General features: G+C 29.2%; 23 protein-coding genes and 1 pseudogene. 22 read left to right on the plus strand and 2 right to left on the minus strand.

The annotated features are described in order from the left end of the window. The first annotated feature begins 199 nt into the window (after positions 1-199). Together KEC93_RS06935 and lon are read left to right on the plus strand one after the other, a co-directional pair. Positions 200-763 carry a TetR/AcrR family transcriptional regulator gene (locus KEC93_RS06935; RefSeq protein ID WP_077868677.1) on the plus strand — a complete coding sequence of 188 codons (564 nt, stop codon included), beginning with the start codon at positions 200-202 and terminating at the stop codon, positions 761-763. 126 nt (positions 764-889) lie between these two features. Next, positions 890-3,277 (plus strand): endopeptidase La, encoded by a 2,388-nt coding sequence (gene lon, locus KEC93_RS06940; RefSeq protein WP_077830335.1) that lies wholly within the window; start codon positions 890-892, stop codon positions 3,275-3,277. Positions 3,278-3,450: 173 nt separating this feature from the next. On the opposite strand, the gene KEC93_RS06945 is transcribed toward lon, so the two are convergent. Then, complete coding sequence (locus tag KEC93_RS06945; protein WP_077830321.1) at positions 3,451-4,386, minus strand: DMT family transporter; 936 nt, start codon at positions 4,384-4,386, stop codon at positions 3,451-3,453. Between the two features lie 150 nt (positions 4,387-4,536). On the opposite strand from KEC93_RS06945, the gene KEC93_RS06950 reads away from it, so the two are divergent. The 20 genes and pseudogenes from KEC93_RS06950 to KEC93_RS07040 all read left to right on the plus strand — a co-directional run bounded on the left by KEC93_RS06950 (position 4,537) and on the right by KEC93_RS07040 (position 20,188). Beyond that, positions 4,537-5,091: a helix-turn-helix domain-containing protein gene (locus tag KEC93_RS06950; protein ID WP_077830320.1), complete on the plus strand. Its 555-nt coding sequence runs from the start codon at positions 4,537-4,539 to the stop codon at positions 5,089-5,091. Positions 5,092-5,271: 180 nt separating this feature from the next. Beyond that, on the plus strand, positions 5,272-5,994 hold the full coding sequence (cobJ, locus tag KEC93_RS06955; protein WP_011968592.1) for a precorrin-3B C(17)-methyltransferase: 723 nt from the start codon (positions 5,272-5,274) through the stop codon (positions 5,992-5,994). A gap of 129 nt (positions 5,995-6,123) precedes the next feature. Next, positions 6,124-6,888: a cobalt-precorrin-6A reductase gene (locus tag KEC93_RS06960; RefSeq protein WP_039772190.1), complete on the plus strand. Its 765-nt coding sequence runs from the start codon at positions 6,124-6,126 to the stop codon at positions 6,886-6,888. 13 nt (positions 6,889-6,901) lie between these two features. Beyond that, positions 6,902-7,354 carry a GNAT family N-acetyltransferase gene (locus KEC93_RS06965; protein ID WP_077868676.1) on the plus strand — a complete coding sequence of 151 codons (453 nt, stop codon included), beginning with the start codon at positions 6,902-6,904 and terminating at the stop codon, positions 7,352-7,354. A 222-nt stretch (positions 7,355-7,576) separates the two neighbouring features. After that, positions 7,577-7,822: pseudogene (locus tag KEC93_RS26870) on the plus strand (NUDIX hydrolase); the annotation flags it as partial. A 24-nt stretch (positions 7,823-7,846) separates the two neighbouring features. Next, a complete protein-coding gene (locus KEC93_RS26445) occupies positions 7,847-8,023 on the plus strand; it encodes a hypothetical protein (RefSeq protein WP_242958782.1) in 177 nt (58 codons plus the stop codon). 72 nt (positions 8,024-8,095) lie between these two features. Beyond that, positions 8,096-8,275, plus strand: coding sequence for a hypothetical protein (locus KEC93_RS06975; protein WP_011968594.1), 180 nt, complete (start codon positions 8,096-8,098; stop codon positions 8,273-8,275). Positions 8,276-8,794: 519 nt separating this feature from the next. Further along, positions 8,795-9,760 (plus strand): glycoside hydrolase family 73 protein, encoded by a 966-nt coding sequence (locus tag KEC93_RS06980; protein WP_077869220.1) that lies wholly within the window; start codon positions 8,795-8,797, stop codon positions 9,758-9,760. A gap of 74 nt (positions 9,761-9,834) precedes the next feature. After that, positions 9,835-10,926: a nicotinate-nucleotide--dimethylbenzimidazole phosphoribosyltransferase gene (gene cobT / locus KEC93_RS06985; RefSeq protein WP_077869221.1), complete on the plus strand. Its 1,092-nt coding sequence runs from the start codon at positions 9,835-9,837 to the stop codon at positions 10,924-10,926. A 420-nt stretch (positions 10,927-11,346) separates the two neighbouring features. After that, the gene (locus KEC93_RS06990) at positions 11,347-11,877 is read left to right on the plus strand and encodes a cob(I)yrinic acid a,c-diamide adenosyltransferase (RefSeq protein WP_077869222.1); all 531 of its coding nucleotides are present in this window, start codon (positions 11,347-11,349) and stop codon (positions 11,875-11,877) included. A 38-nt stretch (positions 11,878-11,915) separates the two neighbouring features. Next, positions 11,916-12,455 carry a bifunctional adenosylcobinamide kinase/adenosylcobinamide-phosphate guanylyltransferase gene (locus tag KEC93_RS06995; protein ID WP_077869223.1) on the plus strand — a complete coding sequence of 180 codons (540 nt, stop codon included), beginning with the start codon at positions 11,916-11,918 and terminating at the stop codon, positions 12,453-12,455. After that, the gene (locus tag KEC93_RS07000; RefSeq protein WP_077869224.1) at positions 12,452-13,210 is read left to right on the plus strand and encodes an adenosylcobinamide-GDP ribazoletransferase; all 759 of its coding nucleotides are present in this window, start codon (positions 12,452-12,454) and stop codon (positions 13,208-13,210) included. Before KEC93_RS06995 ends, KEC93_RS07000 begins: the two co-directional genes overlap by 4 nt. Positions 13,211-13,227: 17 nt before the next feature. Beyond that, entirely contained in the window at positions 13,228-13,614 is a 387-nt protein-coding gene (locus KEC93_RS07005; protein WP_077869241.1) for a bifunctional adenosylcobinamide kinase/adenosylcobinamide-phosphate guanylyltransferase, read from the plus strand. 53 nt (positions 13,615-13,667) lie between these two features. Beyond that, positions 13,668-14,276, plus strand: coding sequence for a histidine phosphatase family protein (locus tag KEC93_RS07010; protein WP_077869225.1), 609 nt, complete (start codon positions 13,668-13,670; stop codon positions 14,274-14,276). A 56-nt stretch (positions 14,277-14,332) separates the two neighbouring features. Continuing rightward, positions 14,333-15,280, plus strand: a complete 948-nt coding sequence (gene cbiB, locus KEC93_RS07015) for an adenosylcobinamide-phosphate synthase CbiB (RefSeq protein ID WP_077830308.1) — start codon at positions 14,333-14,335, stop codon at positions 15,278-15,280. Positions 15,281-15,467: 187 nt separating this feature from the next. Next, complete coding sequence (gene cobD, locus KEC93_RS07020) at positions 15,468-16,553, plus strand: threonine-phosphate decarboxylase CobD (protein ID WP_077869226.1); 1,086 nt, start codon at positions 15,468-15,470, stop codon at positions 16,551-16,553. Between the two features lie 76 nt (positions 16,554-16,629). Next, positions 16,630-17,367, plus strand: coding sequence for an immunoglobulin-like domain-containing protein (locus KEC93_RS07025; RefSeq protein ID WP_077869227.1), 738 nt, complete (start codon positions 16,630-16,632; stop codon positions 17,365-17,367). Between the two features lie 20 nt (positions 17,368-17,387). Further along, positions 17,388-18,050, plus strand: a complete 663-nt coding sequence (locus KEC93_RS07030; protein WP_077869228.1) for a Dph6-related ATP pyrophosphatase — start codon at positions 17,388-17,390, stop codon at positions 18,048-18,050. 106 nt (positions 18,051-18,156) lie between these two features. Further along, complete coding sequence (locus KEC93_RS07035; RefSeq protein WP_077869229.1) at positions 18,157-19,656, plus strand: cobyric acid synthase; 1,500 nt, start codon at positions 18,157-18,159, stop codon at positions 19,654-19,656. A 16-nt stretch (positions 19,657-19,672) separates the two neighbouring features. Beyond that, complete coding sequence (locus tag KEC93_RS07040; RefSeq protein WP_077830304.1) at positions 19,673-20,188, plus strand: hypothetical protein; 516 nt, start codon at positions 19,673-19,675, stop codon at positions 20,186-20,188. Positions 20,189-20,388: 200 nt separating this feature from the next. Here KEC93_RS07040 and ytaF read toward each other — a convergent pair whose 3' ends face one another. Beyond that, entirely contained in the window at positions 20,389-21,015 is a 627-nt protein-coding gene (ytaF, locus tag KEC93_RS07045) for a sporulation membrane protein YtaF (protein ID WP_011968608.1), read from the minus strand. Positions 21,016-21,322: the final 307 nt, after the last annotated feature.

Here is a 21,322-nt window from a genome sequence, read left to right on the forward strand (position 1 = left end):
GAATAGCGATTTTTAATGCTTTTGATAATTAGGAGTGATGTATTTTTTACTAGATTAAAAACAAGTAAATTATGTTTTTAGTTTCTTTATGTAGATTTTAAAAGAAAATTAACATTTAATAAGATAAAATTGGTGGAATATATATTGACAATAAAAGAATGTTCATTTATTATAGAAATATAATAATAGAGGTGTTTAAATGAGAAGGAAAGACGATGAAAAGCAAAAGAACATAAAGGAAGCAGTTATTAAATTAATTCTTAAAGAAGGCTTTCACGGTACGTCTATTTCGAAGATAGCAAAAGAGGCAGGGGTATCACCTGCTACAGTATATATTTATTATGAAAATAAAGAAGTCATGTTACAAGACATATATCTTGAATATTCTGAAGATATTTTTGATTACATACTCAGTAAACTTAACAATAAGATGAATGGTCAGCAAGTTATTGAAATTATTGTTAAAGAGTATTTTATTTATATTAGGGAGCATGGAGAAGTCTTTCATTTCGTAGATCAATTTGCTAATTGTCCAGCTTTATCAAATCAATGCTTGACTAAGAGGGGAATAGATAACCTAAATAATTTTCTTGATGAAATGAAAGAAAGAAAAGTTTTTAAAAATCTTCAAAATGATAATTTAAAAGCAATACTTTTTTATCCAGTAAAATCAATTGCTATTAATTCATGTATTGATGAAAATGAAAAAATTGAGTTGCTAAAGGAACTCATTAGAATAGTGCAAGAGGCATTACTTATATAATTAAACGGACTGTTTTTTAGTGCGAGAGATTTTGTGAAATATAATTGCAGAAGTATCTCGCTATTGCTTAACTAATCTTTAAATGAATGCTCGTTTAAGAATGTTCTAATAGGAAGGATGATTATGATGATAAATTTAGATAATAAAAATAATATAGGAAAAGTAATTCCTGTATCAGATATAGTGTTATTACCTGGAATGTACCATACACTAAAATTTAATAAATTTAGTGAAACTCAGATTGAAAGTTTATCAGATGAAGATATAGTTAATATTGCATTACCTTTAAAACAAAACTTTGGTCAAAGTAAGTTAAAGGAAGAAGATTTTCATAGAGTTGGTGTTACATTTCAAGTAAATGCAATTGAAAAAACAGAAAAGGGATATAAAGCTGAAATTAAAATATTAGATAGAGTTGAAATTAAAACATTTAGTATTGAAGAAGATTTTGTTAAAGCTGAATTCGAATTTGCACCCGATATTATTGATCTTACAGAAAAAAGTAAGGATGAAATGGTAGAGTATATTAAAAAAGTTACTCGTGAAATTAGTGAGAATTTTAAAGGATCAGAAAGGTTTATGTTGGCTGTAGAAGGTCAAAAAGATTTGAATAAGCTTATGGGATATTTATCTCATTTCATGCAAATTTCAAGTGAGGAAAAATATGATTTGTTGGAAACTCAATCATTAAAGGATAGAGGTCTTAAATTTATAGATTATTTATTAAAACAAAAAGAATCTTTAAAATTACAATTTGAATTAGCAGAAAAATTCACAGAAAAAGCTAATAAGAATTATAGGGAAACAGTATTAAGAGAGCAGTTAAAAGCTATCCAAGAAGAATTAAATGAAGGAAAAAGCTCACCTTCTAAAAAGGACAAGAACTACTTAAATAGAATTGAAGAGGCTCAGATGCCGGATGAGATAAAAGAAGTTGCTTTAGAAGAATTAGGAAAATTAGAAAGCCAAAGTCCAAATAGTGCTGAATACAATGTGATTAAAAACTACTTAGAATTATTAATTCAGCTTCCTTGGAAAAAACAAGAATTTAAGGACATTGATTTAGAAGAGGCAAGAAGAATATTAGATGAACAGCATTATGGATTAGAAAAAGTTAAAGATAGAATAATACAACATTTAGCAGTTATGCAGCTTAAAAATGATAAAAAGGGTTCTATTCTACTATTAGTAGGTCCTCCAGGAGTAGGAAAGACAAGTTTAGGAAAGAGTATTGCAGAAGCTTTAAACAGAAAATATGTAAGATTAAGCTTAGGTGGAGTTCGTGATGAGGCTGAAATAAGAGGGCATAGAAGAACTTATGTAGGTGCAATGCCAGGAAGAATTATTCAAAGTATAAAGAAAGCAGGAGAAATAAATCCAGTTATGGTTTTAGATGAAGTAGATAAGTTGATGGCTAGCTATAATGGAGACCCAGCAAGTGCATTATTAGAAGTACTAGACCCAGAACAAAATGATACTTTTACTGATCACTATTTAGATGTACCTTATGATTTATCTAATGTATTCTTTATTGCTACAGCTAACTCTCTAGATACTATACCAAGGCCTTTATTAGATAGGATGGAAGTAATTCAAATTTCTAGTTATACTATGAATGAGAAATTCCATATAGGAAAGAATCACTTGATATCAGCAGTTCTTGAAGAACACGGATTAAATGATACTCAGCTTGTTATAGAAGATGCAGCATTAGAAAGAATTATAAGTGAATATACTCTAGAGGCTGGAGTAAGAGGACTTAAAAAGCAAATAGCAACTATTGCAAGAATTGCATCAGAAAAGATTGTATCTAATAAGGTGGAATTACCTTTTAAAGTTAAAGAAGATGATTTAGAGGACTTATTAGGAAGAAAGGTTTCAAGCCATGATAAGGCTCAAGATGATAATGTTCCAGGGGTTGTAACTGGACTAGCGTGGACATCTGTAGGTGGAGAAATACTTTTCATTGAAGCGACAGGAATGCTAGGAAGTGGACAAATTGTCTTAACTGGACAGCTAGGGGATGTTATGAAAGAATCTGCGCAAATCTCTTTAAGTTTATTAAAATCAAGATTGCCGATTAATGCTATAAACTTTAGAGAAAGAGATATTCATATTCATGTTCCATCAGGATCTGTTCCTAAAGATGGACCATCAGCAGGAATTGCATTATTTACTGCACTTGCATCACTTGTTACAGGTATAAAAGTAGATTCGAAACTTGCAATGACAGGAGAAATAACTCTAAGAGGAGCTGTTCTTCCAATAGGAGGACTTAAAGAAAAATTATTAGGAGCTCAAAGAGCCGGAATTACAAAAGTACTAATTCCAAAGGATAATGTAGTTGATTTAAATGAGGTTCCACAAGAAGTTAAGGAACAATTAACTATTATAGCAGTAGAAACAGTAGAAGATGTTCTAAGAGAAACATTGGGGATTTCACTACCAAGAATAGAGCATATATTTAATCCTAATAAATTTATTGAAGGAACTTTCAAGCCAGCAGAAGAATAAGAAATATTAAGAGATGTTGTGAAAAATACTTATTGACAAGTAGAAGAAGCAACATCTCTTCTTGTTTTTTACAAGAACGGAAATATAAAAATTTCTAGTCGTAAAAAGTAATGAAATCAATGGTTGATAAGTATAAGCTTATCAAAGCCTATCTTTTTGTTAAACCAATGATTTTATGATTCCACAATACTATTTAAAATCATGCCTATTACTATTAATATTATGCCTGCTAGTCCAACAAATGTTGGATATTTATCATGAAATATAAAAACTCCACCTATAAGAGTAAATATTACTTCCCCGGATTGTGTTGATTCTACAACGGCTAACTTATGTGTATCATTACTTACTATGTCGGTTGCCTTAAAAAACAGTATTGTGGCAATGATTCCTGAAAAAATAGCAACGACTAAGGATTGAAGTATTTGTCCGTTACTTGGCATACCTACAGATAATACACCGAATATTGATATTAATATCCAAAAAGGCATGCTACATAAAGTCATTCCAAATACTCTCTGAAAGGTATTAAAATTATCATCGCAGATTTCCATCATCTTGCGATTACCAAGTGGGTAAGCAAATGCAGCTAGAATAACGGGAATAACTACAGAGATTATTTCTGAGAAAGAGACATTTTTTGATTGTTCAAACTGCATTAAAAATATACCTAGTAATATTAAAGAGGACATTAACAGAGATTTTTTCGGAAGTGTATTTCTTACTTTGCATATTCCAGCAGGTGTTTTAATATTTTTAAAAAATAATGGAGACATAAGAGCACCAGCAATTATAGTTAATTGCCAAGTTCCAGCAACTAGCCATGATGCACCATATGCAGATGCAAAGCTTAAAGGAGCGTAAAATAATCCAAAGCCTATTGTGCTCCAAGTAATCCATTGAATAGGTTTATTAATTATATCATTTAATACAGGATTTAATTGTCTATTTATAATCATAATAATAAGCAAGAGTGGCAACATAAAGATATATCGAAGTGATGAACTCCATAAAAAGCTTCCGCCAGAAATATTCATTTGTTGATTTAATATAAATGTGAATGCAAAGAAAAATGATGCTGCGACTCCTAATAGAAATGCTTTTGCCATTTGAAAGACTCCTTATCTAAAATATTTGAAATTAAGTTGTGAATCTAATTAGTAAGATATGTTATATTATATACGGGAACAATATTTTGTGCAATATATTATTTGTATATATGTTATGACATACAATGTTTTCGAGCAAAGGAGCAGAATATGAGAAATTTAAATTCGATTATTGGAAGCAAATTAAAGGAAATCAGAAATAAGAGAGAATTAAGTTTGGATGAAGCAGCAAAATTGACTGGAGTTAGTAAAGCTATGTTAGGTCAAATAGAGAGAGGACAATCAAATCCGACAGTATCGACTTTATGGAAAATTTCAACTGGATTAAAGGTATCATTTTCCTTTTTTATTGATGAAGAGCAGGATGAATTAGAGATAGTGGATCAAAATAATATTGATCCGATTATAGAAGACGATGCCAGAATGAAGTTATATCCTATATTCCCTTTCGATGCCAATAGGGGGGTTGAAATATTCACTATAGAATTAGAACCAGGGTGCAATCATGTATCTACTCCACATAGTGATGGTGTTGAAGAGTATATTATAGTAACTCAAGGTGAAGTAGAGATAGATATTGATGATCAAAAGTATTCACTACAAAAAGGTAATTCTATTAAATTCGTAGCCAATATACCCCATAAATATAGAAATTTGAGTAGAGAAAAAGCAATATTTCAAAATATAATATTTTATTTCAAGTAATGGAATATCATATGATCAAAATTGTTTCGATGAGAAAAATATACAATAGGTAAGTTGCATTTTAAGATTGCAAATGCTATCTTACCTATATTAGAGTGAAATGCTATAATATAGAATTAGATAATAAGAATTAGATTTTATTCCAAGGATAAAAATGAAGCGAAAGAGGTTGATTGAAGTATGGGAAAATTAAGAGTAATAGGAATAGGGCCTGGAAGCATTGAGAATATGAGCTTGAGAGCATTAAAGGCCATTGAAGATAGTGATGTTGTTGTAGGATATAACAAATATATTGACATGATAAAAGACTTAGTTAAAGATAAAGAGTTATATTCGACAGGAATGAAAGGTGAAGAAGCTAGATGCAAGGAAGCTTTAAATTTATGTAAAGATAAAAATGTTGCATTAATAAGTACTGGAGATGCAGGTATTTATGGAATGGCTGGATTGATACTTGAACTTAAAAAAGATGAGGACGTGGAGATAATTCCAGGTATTACTGCAAGTAGTGCAGCAGGATCTGTAGTTGGGGCGCCTCTTATGCATGATAATTGCAATATTAGCTTAAGTGATCTAATGACACCTTATGAAGATATAAAGAAGAGAGTAAAACTTGCAGCAGAAGGAGATTTCGTAATATCTTTATATAATCCTAAAAGTAAAGGAAGACCTGACTATTTAAGAGAGTGTATTGATATAATAAGGGAGTTTAGACAGGATAGCACTCCAGTGGCAGTAGTAAGACATGCACTTAGAGAAGGGCAAAGTTATAAATTATTTACTATCAAAGATTTTGATGAAGATATAGTAGATATGATGTCTATTGTAATAGTAGGAAATTCAAAAAGTTATTATAAAGATGAAAAATTTATAACACCTAGAGGCTATGAAAATAAAAGATAGAGATAGTTTGTATTTAGGTATATGAAAGAAAATAATGAGTTAATGATGCACTACATAAATTTGAAATAAATTAGCATGGTTGGCTCGTTATTTTTTTAATGTGTCTTGGCAATCTGGAATGGAGAAAGTATGATTGGATTTATTTTAGGAACTTCAGAAGGAAGAAAAATTTTATCGTTAATAAATAAATATACTAGTGACATTGCGGTTACAACTGCTACAGCGTATGGAGGAGAGTTACTCAAGGAATTTAATATAAAGCAGCTAAACACAAAGCCTTTGAATGCAGAAGAAATGCTAAAATGGATAGAGGTCAATCAAATTGATATGCTAGTTGATGCCTCTCATCCTTATGCACAAGAAGTTACCAAGACTGCATTAGAGTGCGCAAATTATCTTAAGATTAAATATATAAGATATGAAAGATTAGGTGCTCTTGAGAGTATTACTGGAGAAGATATAGTAAGAGTTAAAGATTATGATGAGGCTATTAAAATTATAAAAAATATAGACGGAAATATTTTAAATACTACAGGCGGAAATAATGTTTCTAAGTTTGTAAATTTAGAGTTTAACCATAGAGTGATACATAGAATTTTACCATCACCTAAAGTATTGGAAAAGATAGTCGAGAAGGGAATTAATATTAAAGATATTATAGCGCTTCAAGGTCCAATATCTTATGAATTGGAGAAAGCATTTATTTGCCAATATAATATTAAGGCAATTTTGACTAAAGACAGTGGTAAAGAAGGTGGAGTTCTAGAAAAGCTTAAGGCTGTTCGGGAAGCCAAAATTAAGTTAATAGTAATAGAAAAACCAAAATTTAATTATGAATTAGTATTTAATCATGAAGAAAAATTAGTAGAGTTTCTGATGAAAGATAAAAAATAAATTGGGGGTAAAAATGAATTATATAGTCAAAAGAACCACTTCGGAAGATGTAGGCTTTAAGTTTTTAGAGAAGCAACTTGATGAGGAGTTATTCGAAATATATGGGGAGATGCAAAATAACTATTCATCACACAATACAGTTAGAGATTTAAAGACAATTATAATATATGATGACAAAAAACCAATAGGCTGTGGGTGCTTAAAATTTCTTGATTATGATTTAGCAGAAGTGAAGAGGGTATATGTATCATTAGAAGATAGAGGCAGAGGGGTAGCTAAGATTATAGTAAAAGAAATTGAAAAATTGGCAATTGAAAGTAATGTTAAAAATATTATTTTACAGACAGGAAGTAGACAAAAGGCAGCTGTTAGTTTATACGAGAGTATGGGCTATAAGTTAAATGAAAACTATGGACCATATATAAATGATAGTAATAACATTTGTATGAAGAGAATTGTTGGATAGAAAAATTGGTTATGAGATGTTAATATAGCTATAAAAGTGTTTTCATTGAAAGAAAATAGATAAAAGGGGGAGATACTTACGGAAAGTGAAGAGAAACTGTCATTTTATGATGAAGAATTAAATGAAATTGGTGTAGCTTCTCGTTCGGAAATACATGCAAATGGACTTCTACATAAGGTTGTTCATTGTTGGATAGTAGATGAGTCTAGCAATGAAAAATGGATATATCTTCAACAGAGATCATATAAGAAAAAAGATTTTCCAGGATTATATGATATATCAGCAGCAGGACATGTTGATATTGGAGAGAAAATAGAAAATGCATTAAAACGTGAAGTTAAGGAAGAAATAGGGATAGAAATTAATTTTAGAAACTTAAGATTTGTTGGAAGTATAAGAGAAAAACTTAGCCTAAATAACTTCTTAAATAATGAAATATGTGAAGTATATTTATATAATGTAAAAGATCCTAAATTTAATATTGGATCTGAAGTGGAAAAGATGGTAAAGTTATCAGTTAGTGAATTTAAGAAGCTGGTATTAGGTCGCTATGACTATATTATGGCTTTTTCAATTGATGAAAAGTTAAAATTTAATATAAGAGCTCATGAATTTTGTGTACACAAGAAAGAATATCTAAAATCAATAATAGATTTTATTGGAAAATGATTATTGATTAAATTATCTTTTTGGAATATAATCAAAGAAAATAAATAATTCATACTGAAGGGAGTTAAAGTAATGAGCGTTAAAGAAAAAGTTTTAGAAGTTATGAGAGAGGCTGGAAAGCCAGTTAGCGCAGGTGAGGTTGAAAAGTTATCTGGTTTAGATCGTAAAGAAATTGATAATGCATTCAAGGAATTAAAGAAAGAAAGCGCTATTATATCACCAGTTCGCTGCAAATGGGAGCCAGCAAACTAATATACATGATAATTAAATTGAAGAGTACTCTTGGGATAATGATGATATCGCAAAAGAGGCTCTTTATTTTTTTTCGAATATATATTGCAAAAATAATTCTTTATCATAATTCTGAAAATATTGAAAGAATTTTAACAGTAATTGTGAACTCTACATTATGAATTGCAGCATATATATGATGTTTATGTTAAAGAAGCTAGCTGTTAGTTCATTAATAATTTTTTTAGTAATTACACTTAAAAATATATTTAAAAGAATAAGTGATTGTCGAAATATTATTTAAAAAGTAATAGAAGTTTAATAAAAATAGTTATCTGAAATTTATATTTACATTATATAATTTAAATATATAACTTATAGATAATATAAGTTATCATTAAACATTGGGTTACTGAAATTCTGAATGTAATTTTATTATTTTAGCATAACATTTTATAGCTTATTAAGAGAAGTTTTTTTGGCTATGATTGTTCATTTATAATCATATATTTTTTATGTGGGATGAAAGGGAGAATTATTATGAACACGAGAAAAAGAAAAAGAGGATTTAAAAGAGTTATACTAAATATTATAGCATTTGGTATTATAGCCTTTGCCATTTTTGGAGTTTATAGCGGCTATATGGCAAAATATAATAGTATAAACTTGAAGGATTTAAACACAAAAATGTATATACAGAATGCAGATGATGCGAGCAAAGGTAAACTTCAAGTAAATTGGAAGTTCATGGCGGCTATTGATGGTGTTAGATATAAAAATGATTTTTCTAAAGCAACAGATAGTAGCATAAATCAATTAGCTAATATGTTCATAGATAAAAATAGTAGTACAAGCATTAAAATTAAAAATAGTCAATATAAGCTCGTTGACTTGGATACAGTGTTAGATAAGCTATCTTTTGATAAAGAACAAAAAGAAAAAGTATATAAGTATTTAGATGATTTAAAATATATTGGATCTCAAAAGAATAATTTAAAAGATGAATCTAAGCAAGGATTTATTAATGATTTATATCCAGAGGCAATTGAGATATATGATAAGTATGGTGTTCTTCCTTCTATAACTATTTCTCAGGCAATATTAGAAAGTGGCTGGGGAAAATCAGATTTAAGTACCAAAGCCAATAATTTATTTGGAATAAAAGCAGATTCGGGATGGACAGGGAAAAAAATTAAAATGAGTACTTCAGAATATTATAAACAAAAAATTGAGGATTACTTTCGGGTATATAGTAGTAAAGAAGATTCCATAAAAGATTATGGAGAATTTCTCAGCAACAATAAAAGATATAAACAAAGTGGAGTTTTCCAGGCGACTGATTATCTAGACCAGGCTAATGCTATAGAAAAGGCTGGATATAGTACAGTAGAAAATGACAAGGGAGAAGAAATTTATTCGAAACTTCTGATAGGAGTTATTCAAGAACAAAATCTTCAGCTTTTAGATTTCGAATGTGAAATGAATTATTTTAAAGATAAAAAATAAATTATACACATTTTTTATGAATTTATGTTATATTAAAACAAAAAATAATAGAGTATATAATTGGGGGAAATAAAATGAACATTAATTCTAAAGAATTAAGAGATATTATTAATAGTATAAGAGAAGCAGATACTTATGTAATCGCTGAAGCAGATAGAAGAATGGTATCACTTGCAAAGCCGCTGAAGAGTTTAGGAAAGTTAGAAGAAATTGCTATAAAGCTTGCGGGCATTACAGGAAAAGTGAAAAATAACATAACAAAAAAAATGGTTATAATAATGTCCTCGGATAATGGGGTGGTTGAAGAAGGAGTTGCTTCTGCGCCTCAATCGGTAACTTTAGCACAAACAATTAACTTCACAAAAGGATTAACAGGTGTAGCAGTTCTTGCAAAAGAAAATGATACTGAGCTTATGGTGATAGATGTAGGCATTAACTGTGATTTTAGCTATCCTGGCGTAATTAATAAAAAGATAAGAAAAGGAACTAATAATATTGCAAAGGGCCCTGCAATGACACGTGAAGAAGCAGAAAAAGCAATTTTAATTGGAATAGAATCTGTTAAAAATGCTAAAGAACTGGGCTATGAAATGCTTGGCGTTGGAGAGATGGGGATTGGCAATACTTCTACTAGCAGTGCCGTGTTGTCAGTATTAACAGATGTAAGAGTGGAAACAGTTGTAGGAAGAGGTGCTGGAATCACAGACGAATCATTTGAGAAAAAGAAGGAAGTTATTAAGAAAGCAATAAAGGTAAACAATCCATCAAAAGATGATCCAATAGACGTAGTTTCGAAAGTTGGAGGTTTTGACTTAGCAGCTATGGCAGGAGTTTTTTTAGGCTCTGCTTATTATAAAGTTCCAGTTGTTATTGATGGCTTTATATCAGCAGTTGCTGCACTTATAGCATTTAAATTAAATTCAAAAGCTAGAGATTATATGTTTACTTCACATGACTCAAAAGAATTAGGATTCAAAGTTGCAATGAAAGAGCTAAGCTTAAGTCCAATATTAGACTTAGATATGGGACTTGGAGAAGGAAGTGGATGCCCATTAGCATTTTCAATAATGAAATCTGCATGTGCGGTTATGAATAACATGGCAACTTTTGAAGAAGCAGAAATTAACGACAGTTATTTAGATGAACTTAAGGCTATGAATAAATGATAAATATTTAAATGATTGCAGAGTATTAAATTAACTATTTATAATTTAATAAGGCACATGAAAGTAAATAATAAGTAAAAAACTACTAAGGAATGTTTTTTTATGTAGAAAAGTTCCGTATTGCAGTATAGATGCTCTTTTCATAAGTGTATAGCTGCTTTTTATAAGTGGTATATTTCTAGTCGTGCGAGGAAGTAAAAGATCATCATAGTGGGGTTAATATGGAATTTAAAGAATATGTTATAATAACTGTATACTCTATGAAAACATGAGTATGTAAAGCGGTTAAAACTTATGATATTATGTTTTAATAATTTGATAATAATATATTTGTTTTGACAAATGCTTATAAAGTAATGATTAAGCAGCATTTTTGAATATAAAATTACTTGTTTTTATGAATAAGAAAGGAGATTGTTTATGGAATTAGGACTTATTCATATTTATTGTGGAGATGGAAAGGGAAAGACAACAGCGGCTATGGGTCTTGGAATGAGGGCTGTTGGACGTCAAAAGAAAGTTTTGTTAACACAATTTTTAAAGGATAATGAGACGGGTGAATTGAATTCTATTGATAAGCTAGGAAATGACTTTGAAGTTTTTAAAGGGGCTCCAGTAAAGAAATTTTTTAAATTTATGAGTGAAAAAGAGCAAATAGATACTAAAAGAGAGCATGAGGAAAGATTTTCTAAGGTTACTAAAAAGGCTGTAGAAGAAAATTTTGATTTATTGATATTAGATGAAGTGATTGCATCTACTAATTTAGATTTAATCCCTTTAAGTGAAGTAATAAATTTTTTAGAAAACAAACCAAAGGGATTAGAAGTTGTTCTAACTGGTAGGAATCCTAATGAAAAGTTAGTTGAACTTGCAGATTATGTTTCAGAAATTAAAGCTGTAAAACATCCATATGAGAAAGGAATAGGCTCAAGGATAGGTATAGAGAAGTAATTTATTTTTAATAGTATTTTGGGCTTAAATTAGAGTATATGAATTATTTAATAATTGGAGGTTCTAAGAGTGGTAAATCAGAAGTTGGAGAAAGAATAGCTCTAACCTTAAATAGAAATGAAGTTATATATATTGCCACTATGAATCCATATGATAGAGAAGATGAAGAGAGAATAGAGAAACATAAAAAAAGTAGAGAAGGATTAAATTTTAAGACACTGGAAGTTCCTAGAGATTTGGATAGTGTGATTAATATAATCAATTGCAAGGATACTGTACTTATAGATAGCATAACTTCGCTTTTGACCAATGAGATGTTTAATGCAAATGATATTATAAAAAATCCTTCGCATAAGATACTAAGTAATTTAAAACAAATTATGAATAATGCAAAGAATGTTATTACTGTGAGTGATTACATATTTAATGATGCTATACAATATGATGAAATAACTGAAAATTTTAAGAAGGAACTAGCTATTATAAATAGAGGGTTAGCAAATTATTGTGAGAATGTTATAGAATGTAGCTTCGGATTAATAAAGTATATTAAACATGAGGAGAAAGTAACTTTATGAAGAAATTATACAAAGGATTTATTATGGCATTAAGCATGTTTACGATACTTCCAACTCCATATGTTGAATGGGATGATGATGGAGTAAAAAATATGATGAAATTTTACCCACTGATTGGATTAATAATTGGAATATTGTGGAGTATAATATATTATTTAGTGGGTATATTAAATATCTCAATAATTTTAAAGAGTTCAATAATTACCATAGTACCATTTATAATAACAGGAATGCTGCATTTAGATGGTTTTATGGATGTTTGCGATGCAATTCTTTCAAGGAGAAGTAAGGAAGAAAAACTCAGAATACTTAAAGATTCAGCTACAGGAGCGTTTGCAGTAATATCCCTAGTGACTTTGTTCTTTTTACAATTTGGAGGGGTATATTCTATTTTAGAAAAGAATAATTCTCTTTATACATTAATTTTGATTCCAATAATAAGCAGAAGTGTTGTAGCGTATTATCTTTTAAGCAGAGCAACCATAAAAGAAAGTACTTTAGGGACTTATTTTAAAAAAGGGACCAATGTTTATGATAAGCTTATTATGATAATAACATTGATAATAACATTAATAATATCAGTAATTTTGTTAAACATTTATGGAATAATATTAGTTTTATTAATGAGTTTAGGAATTAAATTGTCAGTAGAAAAATGCAGAAAAGAATTTGGTGGAATATCTGGAGATGTTGCTGGATTTGCTTTGGTTATAGGTGAAGTGGTTGGAATATTAATACTAGGAATAATTCCGTAAGAGGAAGGATGGCATTTATGAAATTAATCTTTGGTGGAGCCTATAATGGAAAATTAGATTATGTAAAAGAAAAATATAAAGTAAGTAATGAACAGATATTTTTTTGTAGAGATGAAAATATAGAATATAACAAGGAAATTATATGTGGATTACATATTTTCGTTAAAGCGTGTATTTCTAATAAGCTTAACCCAATAGAAGTCTTAAAAGATAAAATAGATTTGTTAGAAAATAAAATAATAATATGTGATGAAATAAATTCTGGAATTGTTCCAATCGAAAAATTTGATAGAATATGGAGAGAAGAAACTGGGCGCTTACTTCAGTTTCTAGCAAAGCATTCTTCCCATGTATATAGAATATTTTTTGGAATTGAAGAGGAATTGAAAAATAATACAATTTAAAGAAAGAGGTAAAGTAGTTATAGAGTTAATTGAAAATCTATAACGATTAAGGTATGAAAGAAATTAAGTTATATTTGGTCAGGCATGGAAAAACTTATTGCAATGAAAGACAATTATATTGCGGTAAAAGTGATGTTGAATTAAGTGAAAGCGGGAAAGAGCAATTAAGGGAAATTTCTAGAAGGGTTAAGTATACAAAATGCGATTTTTACTTTACAAGTGGGGCAAAGAGAGCAAATCAAACATTAGAAATTATTTGTCCGCAGAATAAGTATAAAATTTTAAATAAGTTTTTTGAGTATGATTTTGGTGATTTTGAATTAAGATCATATGAAGAACTAAAATTGTCAAAAGAGTATATAACTTGGATAGAAGACAAAGAAGGAAATGTAAAATGTCCAAGCGGAGAGAGCAGAGCAGAATTTAGAAAAAGAGTTAATGATGGATTTGTGGAGCTTATAAATTATATCATTAAAGAAAATATAGATACTGCTTTTGGAGTGATTCATGGAGGAAGTATAGGTATACTATTAGAAATGTTTTATGATAGTAAGAAAAAATTCTATGAGTGGCAGCCTAGCAATGGAGAAGGGTACGAACTTACAATAAAAATAAGAAAAGATGAACAATTTGAAATAGAAAATGTATCTCAAATACAGTAAGAAAATATGATTAGAATTATTTTTGAGATGCGAAAGAAAATAACGAGGAGAACTATATGATTGAACTTAGTATAGGATTTGTTTTGGATTTATTAATTGGGGATCCTAATAATCCGTTTCATCCAGTTAGAGGAATTGGATATGTGGCTAAAAAACTTGAAGCAATGTTTAGAAGAATCCTTAGAAAGCATTTAAAAGCAGCAGGTCTCATTGTATGGATTCTTACTGTGTCAATAATATTTGCAATTGCATTCGCAATTGTTAACTTATCGAGAGAATTCAATATTTACTTTGGAATTATTTTAGAGGGGATTTTGATATATTTTTGTATATCATCGAAAGCATTAGTTGTTGAAGGATATAAAGTAGTTAAGTTTTTATTAATAAATGATTTAGATGGTGCAAGAAAGCAGTTATCATTTATAGTTGGGAGAGACACTGCAAGTTTGAGTAAAGAAGGAATAATAAAAGCAGTTGTTGAAACTATAGCAGAAAATATGGCTGATGGGGTCATAGCTCCGTTATTTTATGCTATGATTTTTGGAGCGCCTCTTGCATTTGCATATAAAGCAGTGAATACATTAGATTCGATGTTTGGATATAAGAACGAGGAATACATAGAGTTTGGATATTTCCCGGCTAAATTGGATGATGTTTTTAATTTTATTCCAGCCAGGATAACGGGCATGTTGATAATATTAGCTTCTGCATTTCTAGGATATGATTATAAAAATAGCTTTAAGATATATAGAAGAGATAGATATAATCATACAAGCCCTAATAGTGCACATCCAGAAGCAGCTATAGCTGGTGCATTAGGGGTACAGCTTGGAGGGGCCAATTATTATTTTGGAAAACTTGTAAGTAAGCCTACAATAGGAGATAAAATTAAAGAAATTGATATCAATGATGTTAAGAAGACTGCTAAGGTTCTTTATTTATCATTTTTTATAGGATTTGTGTTCACTTTAATATTTAGAAAGCTAATGATAACAATGTTTTAAATGTCAGAAATTTGAGTGGTTAACGAATATTATAATATAGAGATGTGAGAGTTAATATTAAATTAAAATTAATGTATATTGAAATAGTGAATTTATATTTAAGTTTATTGCAATCTAAAAATAAATTAAGATTGAAGCGGAGAAATTAAATTGAAACATATATGCACTATACATAGGGAGGGAAGTCATGGCAAGCTTTGGACATGGTGGAAATGCTAAAGAAATAAGTAGAGAAAACAAAATAAATTACAAAGACATAATTGATTTTTCAGCTAATATTAATCCATTGGGAATGTCAAGTAGTGTAAAAGATGCGATTATTGAAGGTATAGATGAAATTGAGAAATATCCTGATATAACTTATTTTGAGCTCAAGGATTCAATAGAGAAGTTTGAAAATGTTAGCAAAGAAAATTTGATTTTAGGTAATGGAGCAGCGGAAGTTTTATTTAATGCAGTAAGAGGAGTTAATCCAAAGAATTCATTAATTTTAGCTCCAACTTTTTCAGAGTATGAAGAAGCGGCAAAGGCAATAAATAGTAATATTATTTATTATAATTTGAAAGAGGAAAATGATTTTAATATAAGAGAAGATATTCTACATGATATAAATGAAAACTTAGATTTAATATTTATATGTAATCCAAATAATCCAACAGGTGTTATAACTGAAATAGATTTATTAAAAAGAATTTTGAACAAAGCAGAGAGAAATAATGTTAGGGTAATAATAGATGAATCGTTTTTGGATTTTAGAAAAGAAAGCTTTTCTATGATTCCATATATAGATGAATATAAAAATTTAATTATAATAAAATCTTTGACCAAATTTTTTGCACTTCCAGGTATAAGAATTGGTTATGCTATTTGCAGTGATTTAACATTAAAAGAGAAGATAGAATCTATATCTCCAGCTTGGAATATAAATATCTTGGCAGAAATAGCAACAAAAGCAGCACTTAATGAAAAGAATTATATAAAGAAATCTATAGAATTTATAGACCATGAAAAAAAATACCTTTATAATGAAGTAAGAGAAATAGATGGAATTAAAGTCTTTGAACCAAGTGTGAATTTTATTTTATTAAAGACTCTGATAAAAATAGATTTGAAAAAAGAACTATTAAAGAATAATATATTAATTAGAAGTTGTAGCAATTATGTTGGATTAGATAATAGATATTATAGAGTTGCTGTACGAAGTCATGAAGAGAATTACAGAATGATAAAAATAATGAAAAATATATTTAAAATGCACAGAACTGAACAATAATTTAAGTTATGTATAGGATAATTTTATTGTTGGAATCAGATGAAATATTAAGCTTTGATAATGAGAGGAGCAGGATATGAATAGAAAATTTATTGCTTCAATAATGAGCGTGTTTGTAGGGATGAGTGTAGGAATCTCTAATAAAGTTAATGCAGAAATTAACAATGGCTGGATCAATAACAATAATGGCTGGAGTTATTATGAAAATGGCAGTGTAAAGACTGGATGGGTAAATGATAAGGGGAATTTTTATTACCTTAAAGACGATGGGAATATGGCTGTAGGATGGATTAATGTTAATAACAAGTGGTATTATATGAGTGAATCTGGAGCTATGAAAACAGGCTGGGTTCAGTATAAAGGAGCTTGGTATTATTTAAGCCAAAATGGAGAAATGATTTCCAATGATACTGTGGATGGATACTATTTAGGAGTAGATGGATCTTGGGTTGAAAAAAACTCAACTAATGATGTGACGGAAGTTAATGATGAATCTAAAAATAATATTACTATGAAAACAGAAAAAACTGAATATGGTCTAAATACTAAAGAAATTACTGTGTATATCACAAACAATGGAAAACAATCAGCTTATTATGGAGTAGAATATGCAGTTGAAAAATTTGTAGATAATAAATGGAGTAAAGTCCCTTTTAAAGAAGAACAAATGTTTATAGAAATCGCTTATAATTTAGAGCCGGGAAAAACAAGTAGTCAAGTTATTTCTCTAGAAAATTTTGAGAATTTAACTGCTGGGAAATATAGAATAGTAAAGTTTAGCGGAAAATGTGCTGCTGAATTTGAATTAAAGTAAAAACAAATAAGAGGGGTAGTATGGATAAAGAAAAAGTTGTAGTTTCATTCAGCGGGGGAAAAGATTGTACTTTAGCCTTGTATAGGATGATTAAAAGTGGTTATAAAATAATAGGATTATTAGTTACGTTTGAAAGCAAAAAGGATTCGTATTTCCATAAAATACCAAAGAGTGTTTTTCAGGATATTTCTAAAGAATTGGGAATTCCACTTATTGAAATAGATTGTAGCAATAAGAATAATTATGAAGAAGAATTTGAGATGGCATTAAAAGTTTCAAAAGATAAAGGAGCTGAAATTTGTGTATTTGGAGATATAGATATAGAGGCACATAGAGGTTGGTGTTTAGATAGGTGCAAGGCAGCAGAAATTAAAGGAGTATTCCCTTTATGGCAAGAAAATAGGGAAAAGCTTACTAATGAATTTATAGATTGTGGTTTTAAGGCTATAATTAAAAAGGTAAATCTAAAGGCGCTAGGAATAGAGTTCTTAGGAAAAGAATTAACAAAGGATATTGTTAATGAAATAAAAAACTTAGGATGTGATCCTTGTGGAGAAAATGGAGAATATCATACATTAGTTTTTGATGGTCCTATATTTAAGAGTTCAATCAAATTTAATAAGAGTGGTACAGAGATTACAGAGAATTATGGATATTTAACAGTAAACGGATTATTAGATTAAAGATATAAATTAGAAAAATAATTCAAAATTTGAATTCAAATGTTGGAAATCAGAGATTAAAAATAAATGTTAAGTATTGGAACTCGAATTTGAGGGGAGTAAAGAAATGGATAAAAAAAGTATAATGTTTTTAGGTACAGCGTCTTCTGTTGGTAAAAGTACTTTAGTAACAGCCCTATGTAGATATTTAAAAAATCAAGGGTTAAATGTAGCTCCTTTTAAGGCCTTAAATATTTCATTAAATTCTTATGTAACAAAAGATGGATTAGAAATGGGACGAGCTCAAGTAGTTCAAGCAGAGGCTTGCAAATTAGAGCCAGATGCATTGATGAATCCGGTTTTGCTAAAACCAAGTGGTGAATATACACAAGTAATAGCAGATGGAAAAGTTTTTTGTAATATTGAGCCTTATAAATACAAGGAACTTAATGAAACTTTAAAGGTCAGAGTTAAGAAAGCTTATGATAAGCTAAGCAAAAAGCACGATGTAATTGTACTGGAGGGATCTGGGAGTTGTGCCGAAATAAATTTGAAAGATAGCGATATATCTAATATGGCTATGGCAGAAATTGCTGATGCACCTGTAATTTTAGTATCCGATATTGATAAAGGTGGAGTTTTTGCATCTATAGTTGGTACAATTCAATTATTACCCGAATCAGAGCGTGAAAGAATAAAAGGGGTAATAATTAATAAGTTTAGAGGTAATATAGAACTATTTAAACCTGCAATAAAACAGTTAGAGGATATTATAAATATTCCAGTCCTTGGAGTTATGCCATATGAAAAATTTGATATTGATGATGAAGATAGTGTAACTGAAAGAATTAGGAACAAAGAAGAAGTTGGAACTTTAGATATTGCTATTATCAGGCTTTCTCATATGTCAAACTTTACTGATTTTAGTATTTTAGATAGAATTCCAGATGTGACTATACGATATGTGGATAAACCTAGTGAATTAAAAAATCCAAATTTAATTATAATACCTGGAACAAAGAATACAATTGAAGATTTAAGAAGTATGAAAGAAAATAAATTATTTGATAAAATAAAAGAATTAAAAGAGAGTGGTACACCCATTTTAGGAATTTGTGGAGGGTATCAAATGCTTGGAACGTTGATACTCGATAAATTAGGCGTTGAGGGTAATATATCTCAAGAGGATGGTTTCGGATTTTTGGATATAAAGACACGATTTAATGAGACGAAAGTTACAAAGCAGACTAAGGGAAATATTTTATGTGATCTAAAATCAATTAAGTCTATAGAAGGTAGCACTATAAGTGGCTATGAAATTCATAATGGAATAAGCAAGATTGGTAAGAAAGCAATACCTTTTATTAAGGATTTAGACGGTGATATTGTAGGTGTATGCGACAAAGAAAGAATTGTTGCAGGAACTTATCTTCATGGTATGTTTGATTCAGAAGAATTTATAAGTTCATTTGTTAAATCTCTTAAAGAGAACAACGATATTGTTGTTACAGAAGATATAATTATAGAAAAAGTAAATGAATATAAAGATAATGAATATGATAGATTATCTAAACTTTTTGAAGAAAATATAGATATATATCAGTTGAGAAAAATAATGGAACTTTAGGAAGAAGGGGATAGAGATGTTAACGGCTACTGAAGAGAGATTATTAGAATATATAGAAGAACGCGCAAGAGCAAATGTTAGAGGTAAAACTTTCTATAAGATGACGGATATATTAGAGCAAGCGTTTTGGATATCTGAAGAAAAGGCATATGAGGTTTTAAAGAATATAATAGCTAGAAAAAATATAGGAAATTCCAAAGATGCTATTATAGATGAATATATTGATATGCTTAAAAAAGGATATGGATCAATACAAGAACAGGTAGATTTATTTGGTGGGGATAAGTATACGAGTGTTATGTATGCAGCTGAAAGAAGGTTAAAGCAGTATGAAGGTGGTACGTTTTTTGATCTTCTTAGAGAAGTTTATAAAATCCCAGACGAAGAAATTATGGAGGTAACAGAAAAGTATTTAAAGTTTTTAAATTCTCCAATATTTTCATATAGGTTAGAAAAGGAGACCTTTCATAAGTTTCTACAATCAGACCTAGAGGAATTAGATAAGCAGTTTAATAGGTTTGTAAATCTATAGTATTAAGTTAAAAATAATTATTAAGCAGAGCTGGTTGTAGTTAAGAGGTAATAATTGCGATTTTAAGCATTAGAAATAAATTTAGATAAATAGAGCATATATGTATTCTAAAGAATAAAGAAAATAATAGATGCAATTTTTATACCCAGTTTTTATAGTATTCATGTAATAATATACTATATGAACTGGGTATAAATTTATCATTTTAATACTCTAAGTATTGCTAATAATATAAGTAGAGCTCCTGATAACCAAGATAATTCAAGGTGTACTTTTTGAGCAAATTTTCGTCCAATAACTACCCCAAGAGATACTAGAGAAACTCCTATGATAAAGCATAATACTAAAACTTCCGTATAGTTAATGTTACATAGGCTAGACCCAATTCCTACTGCAAGACTATCTAATGATAATGCTAAACCTAGATAAAATGATTCTTTAATATTTAGGCATTTTGAGTTATCAAAGTCAGCTTTTATTTCATCTGCATAAACTTGTAGGACAAATTGAAAATCAAAGATCTTAAATGTTAAGGGACTATCGGATTTTGAGCATTTTGAAATATATGATTTAAAAATATATTCAAATAATCTATATATTCCAAGTAACATCAAAAGTACAAATCCTAAAATTGCGGGAAGGTTACTTGGGAGTATGCTTTTAACTATTGAGCCAATAAGTAAAGAACAAGCAAGTGTAATGGTGCATACTAAATTTATTACTACTGCGCATATGGGTGGAATACGAATTTTCGAAGTACCATAAGCAATACTTGCAACAAAAGAATCTATGCATAACGAAGATACTAATAATAAAGACTCAAGCATAACTATTACCTCATAAGTTTTAGATACAATTCATGATATGAAAGAAAACTACTATTAGTTACAAATTTTGAGGTTTTATATTATTTTGGAATAGATTTATTAATAATAATTGAAATTCCTATAGAATCCCTGTAAACTATAAGAAATAGTAACAGTGAATATATAATATATTGTTGTAATAACATATTCATATATATAGCCTTTGGTAATTTAAATATTTATAATGTAGCAATTTAATCGCAACATATTATATCTAAAAAAAATACCAATAAATATGCTGTAAATTATATTATATAAATGGAGGAAT

Origin of the sequence: Clostridium beijerinckii, assembly GCF_018223745.1 — a bacterium.
Classification (GTDB): Bacteria; Bacillota; Clostridia; order Clostridiales; family Clostridiaceae; genus Clostridium; species Clostridium beijerinckii.

Coding starts and splice junctions, on each gene's coding strand:
- KEC93_RS06935 (WP_077868677.1), top strand. CDS start 200: ATGAGAAGGAAAGACGATGAAAAGCAAAAGAACATAAAGGAAGCAGTT.
- lon (WP_077830335.1), top strand. CDS start 890: ATGATAAATTTAGATAATAAAAATAATATAGGAAAAGTAATTCCTGTA.
- KEC93_RS06945 (WP_077830321.1), bottom strand. CDS start 4,386: ATGGCAAAAGCATTTCTATTAGGAGTCGCAGCATCATTTTTCTTTGCA.
- KEC93_RS06950 (WP_077830320.1), top strand. CDS start 4,537: ATGAGAAATTTAAATTCGATTATTGGAAGCAAATTAAAGGAAATCAGA.
- cobJ (WP_011968592.1), top strand. CDS start 5,272: ATGGGAAAATTAAGAGTAATAGGAATAGGGCCTGGAAGCATTGAGAAT.
- KEC93_RS06960 (WP_039772190.1), top strand. CDS start 6,124: ATGATTGGATTTATTTTAGGAACTTCAGAAGGAAGAAAAATTTTATCG.
- KEC93_RS06965 (WP_077868676.1), top strand. CDS start 6,902: ATGAATTATATAGTCAAAAGAACCACTTCGGAAGATGTAGGCTTTAAG.
- KEC93_RS06975 (WP_011968594.1), top strand. CDS start 8,096: ATGAGCGTTAAAGAAAAAGTTTTAGAAGTTATGAGAGAGGCTGGAAAG.
- KEC93_RS06980 (WP_077869220.1), top strand. CDS start 8,795: ATGAACACGAGAAAAAGAAAAAGAGGATTTAAAAGAGTTATACTAAAT.
- cobT (WP_077869221.1), top strand. CDS start 9,835: ATGAACATTAATTCTAAAGAATTAAGAGATATTATTAATAGTATAAGA.
- KEC93_RS06990 (WP_077869222.1), top strand. CDS start 11,347: ATGGAATTAGGACTTATTCATATTTATTGTGGAGATGGAAAGGGAAAG.
- KEC93_RS06995 (WP_077869223.1), top strand. CDS start 11,916: ATGAATTATTTAATAATTGGAGGTTCTAAGAGTGGTAAATCAGAAGTT.
- KEC93_RS07000 (WP_077869224.1), top strand. CDS start 12,452: ATGAAGAAATTATACAAAGGATTTATTATGGCATTAAGCATGTTTACG.
- KEC93_RS07005 (WP_077869241.1), top strand. CDS start 13,228: ATGAAATTAATCTTTGGTGGAGCCTATAATGGAAAATTAGATTATGTA.
- KEC93_RS07010 (WP_077869225.1), top strand. CDS start 13,668: ATGAAAGAAATTAAGTTATATTTGGTCAGGCATGGAAAAACTTATTGC.
- cbiB (WP_077830308.1), top strand. CDS start 14,333: ATGATTGAACTTAGTATAGGATTTGTTTTGGATTTATTAATTGGGGAT.
- cobD (WP_077869226.1), top strand. CDS start 15,468: ATGGCAAGCTTTGGACATGGTGGAAATGCTAAAGAAATAAGTAGAGAA.
- KEC93_RS07025 (WP_077869227.1), top strand. CDS start 16,630: ATGAATAGAAAATTTATTGCTTCAATAATGAGCGTGTTTGTAGGGATG.
- KEC93_RS07030 (WP_077869228.1), top strand. CDS start 17,388: ATGGATAAAGAAAAAGTTGTAGTTTCATTCAGCGGGGGAAAAGATTGT.
- KEC93_RS07035 (WP_077869229.1), top strand. CDS start 18,157: ATGGATAAAAAAAGTATAATGTTTTTAGGTACAGCGTCTTCTGTTGGT.
- KEC93_RS07040 (WP_077830304.1), top strand. CDS start 19,673: ATGTTAACGGCTACTGAAGAGAGATTATTAGAATATATAGAAGAACGC.
- ytaF (WP_011968608.1), bottom strand. CDS start 21,015: ATGCTTGAGTCTTTATTATTAGTATCTTCGTTATGCATAGATTCTTTT.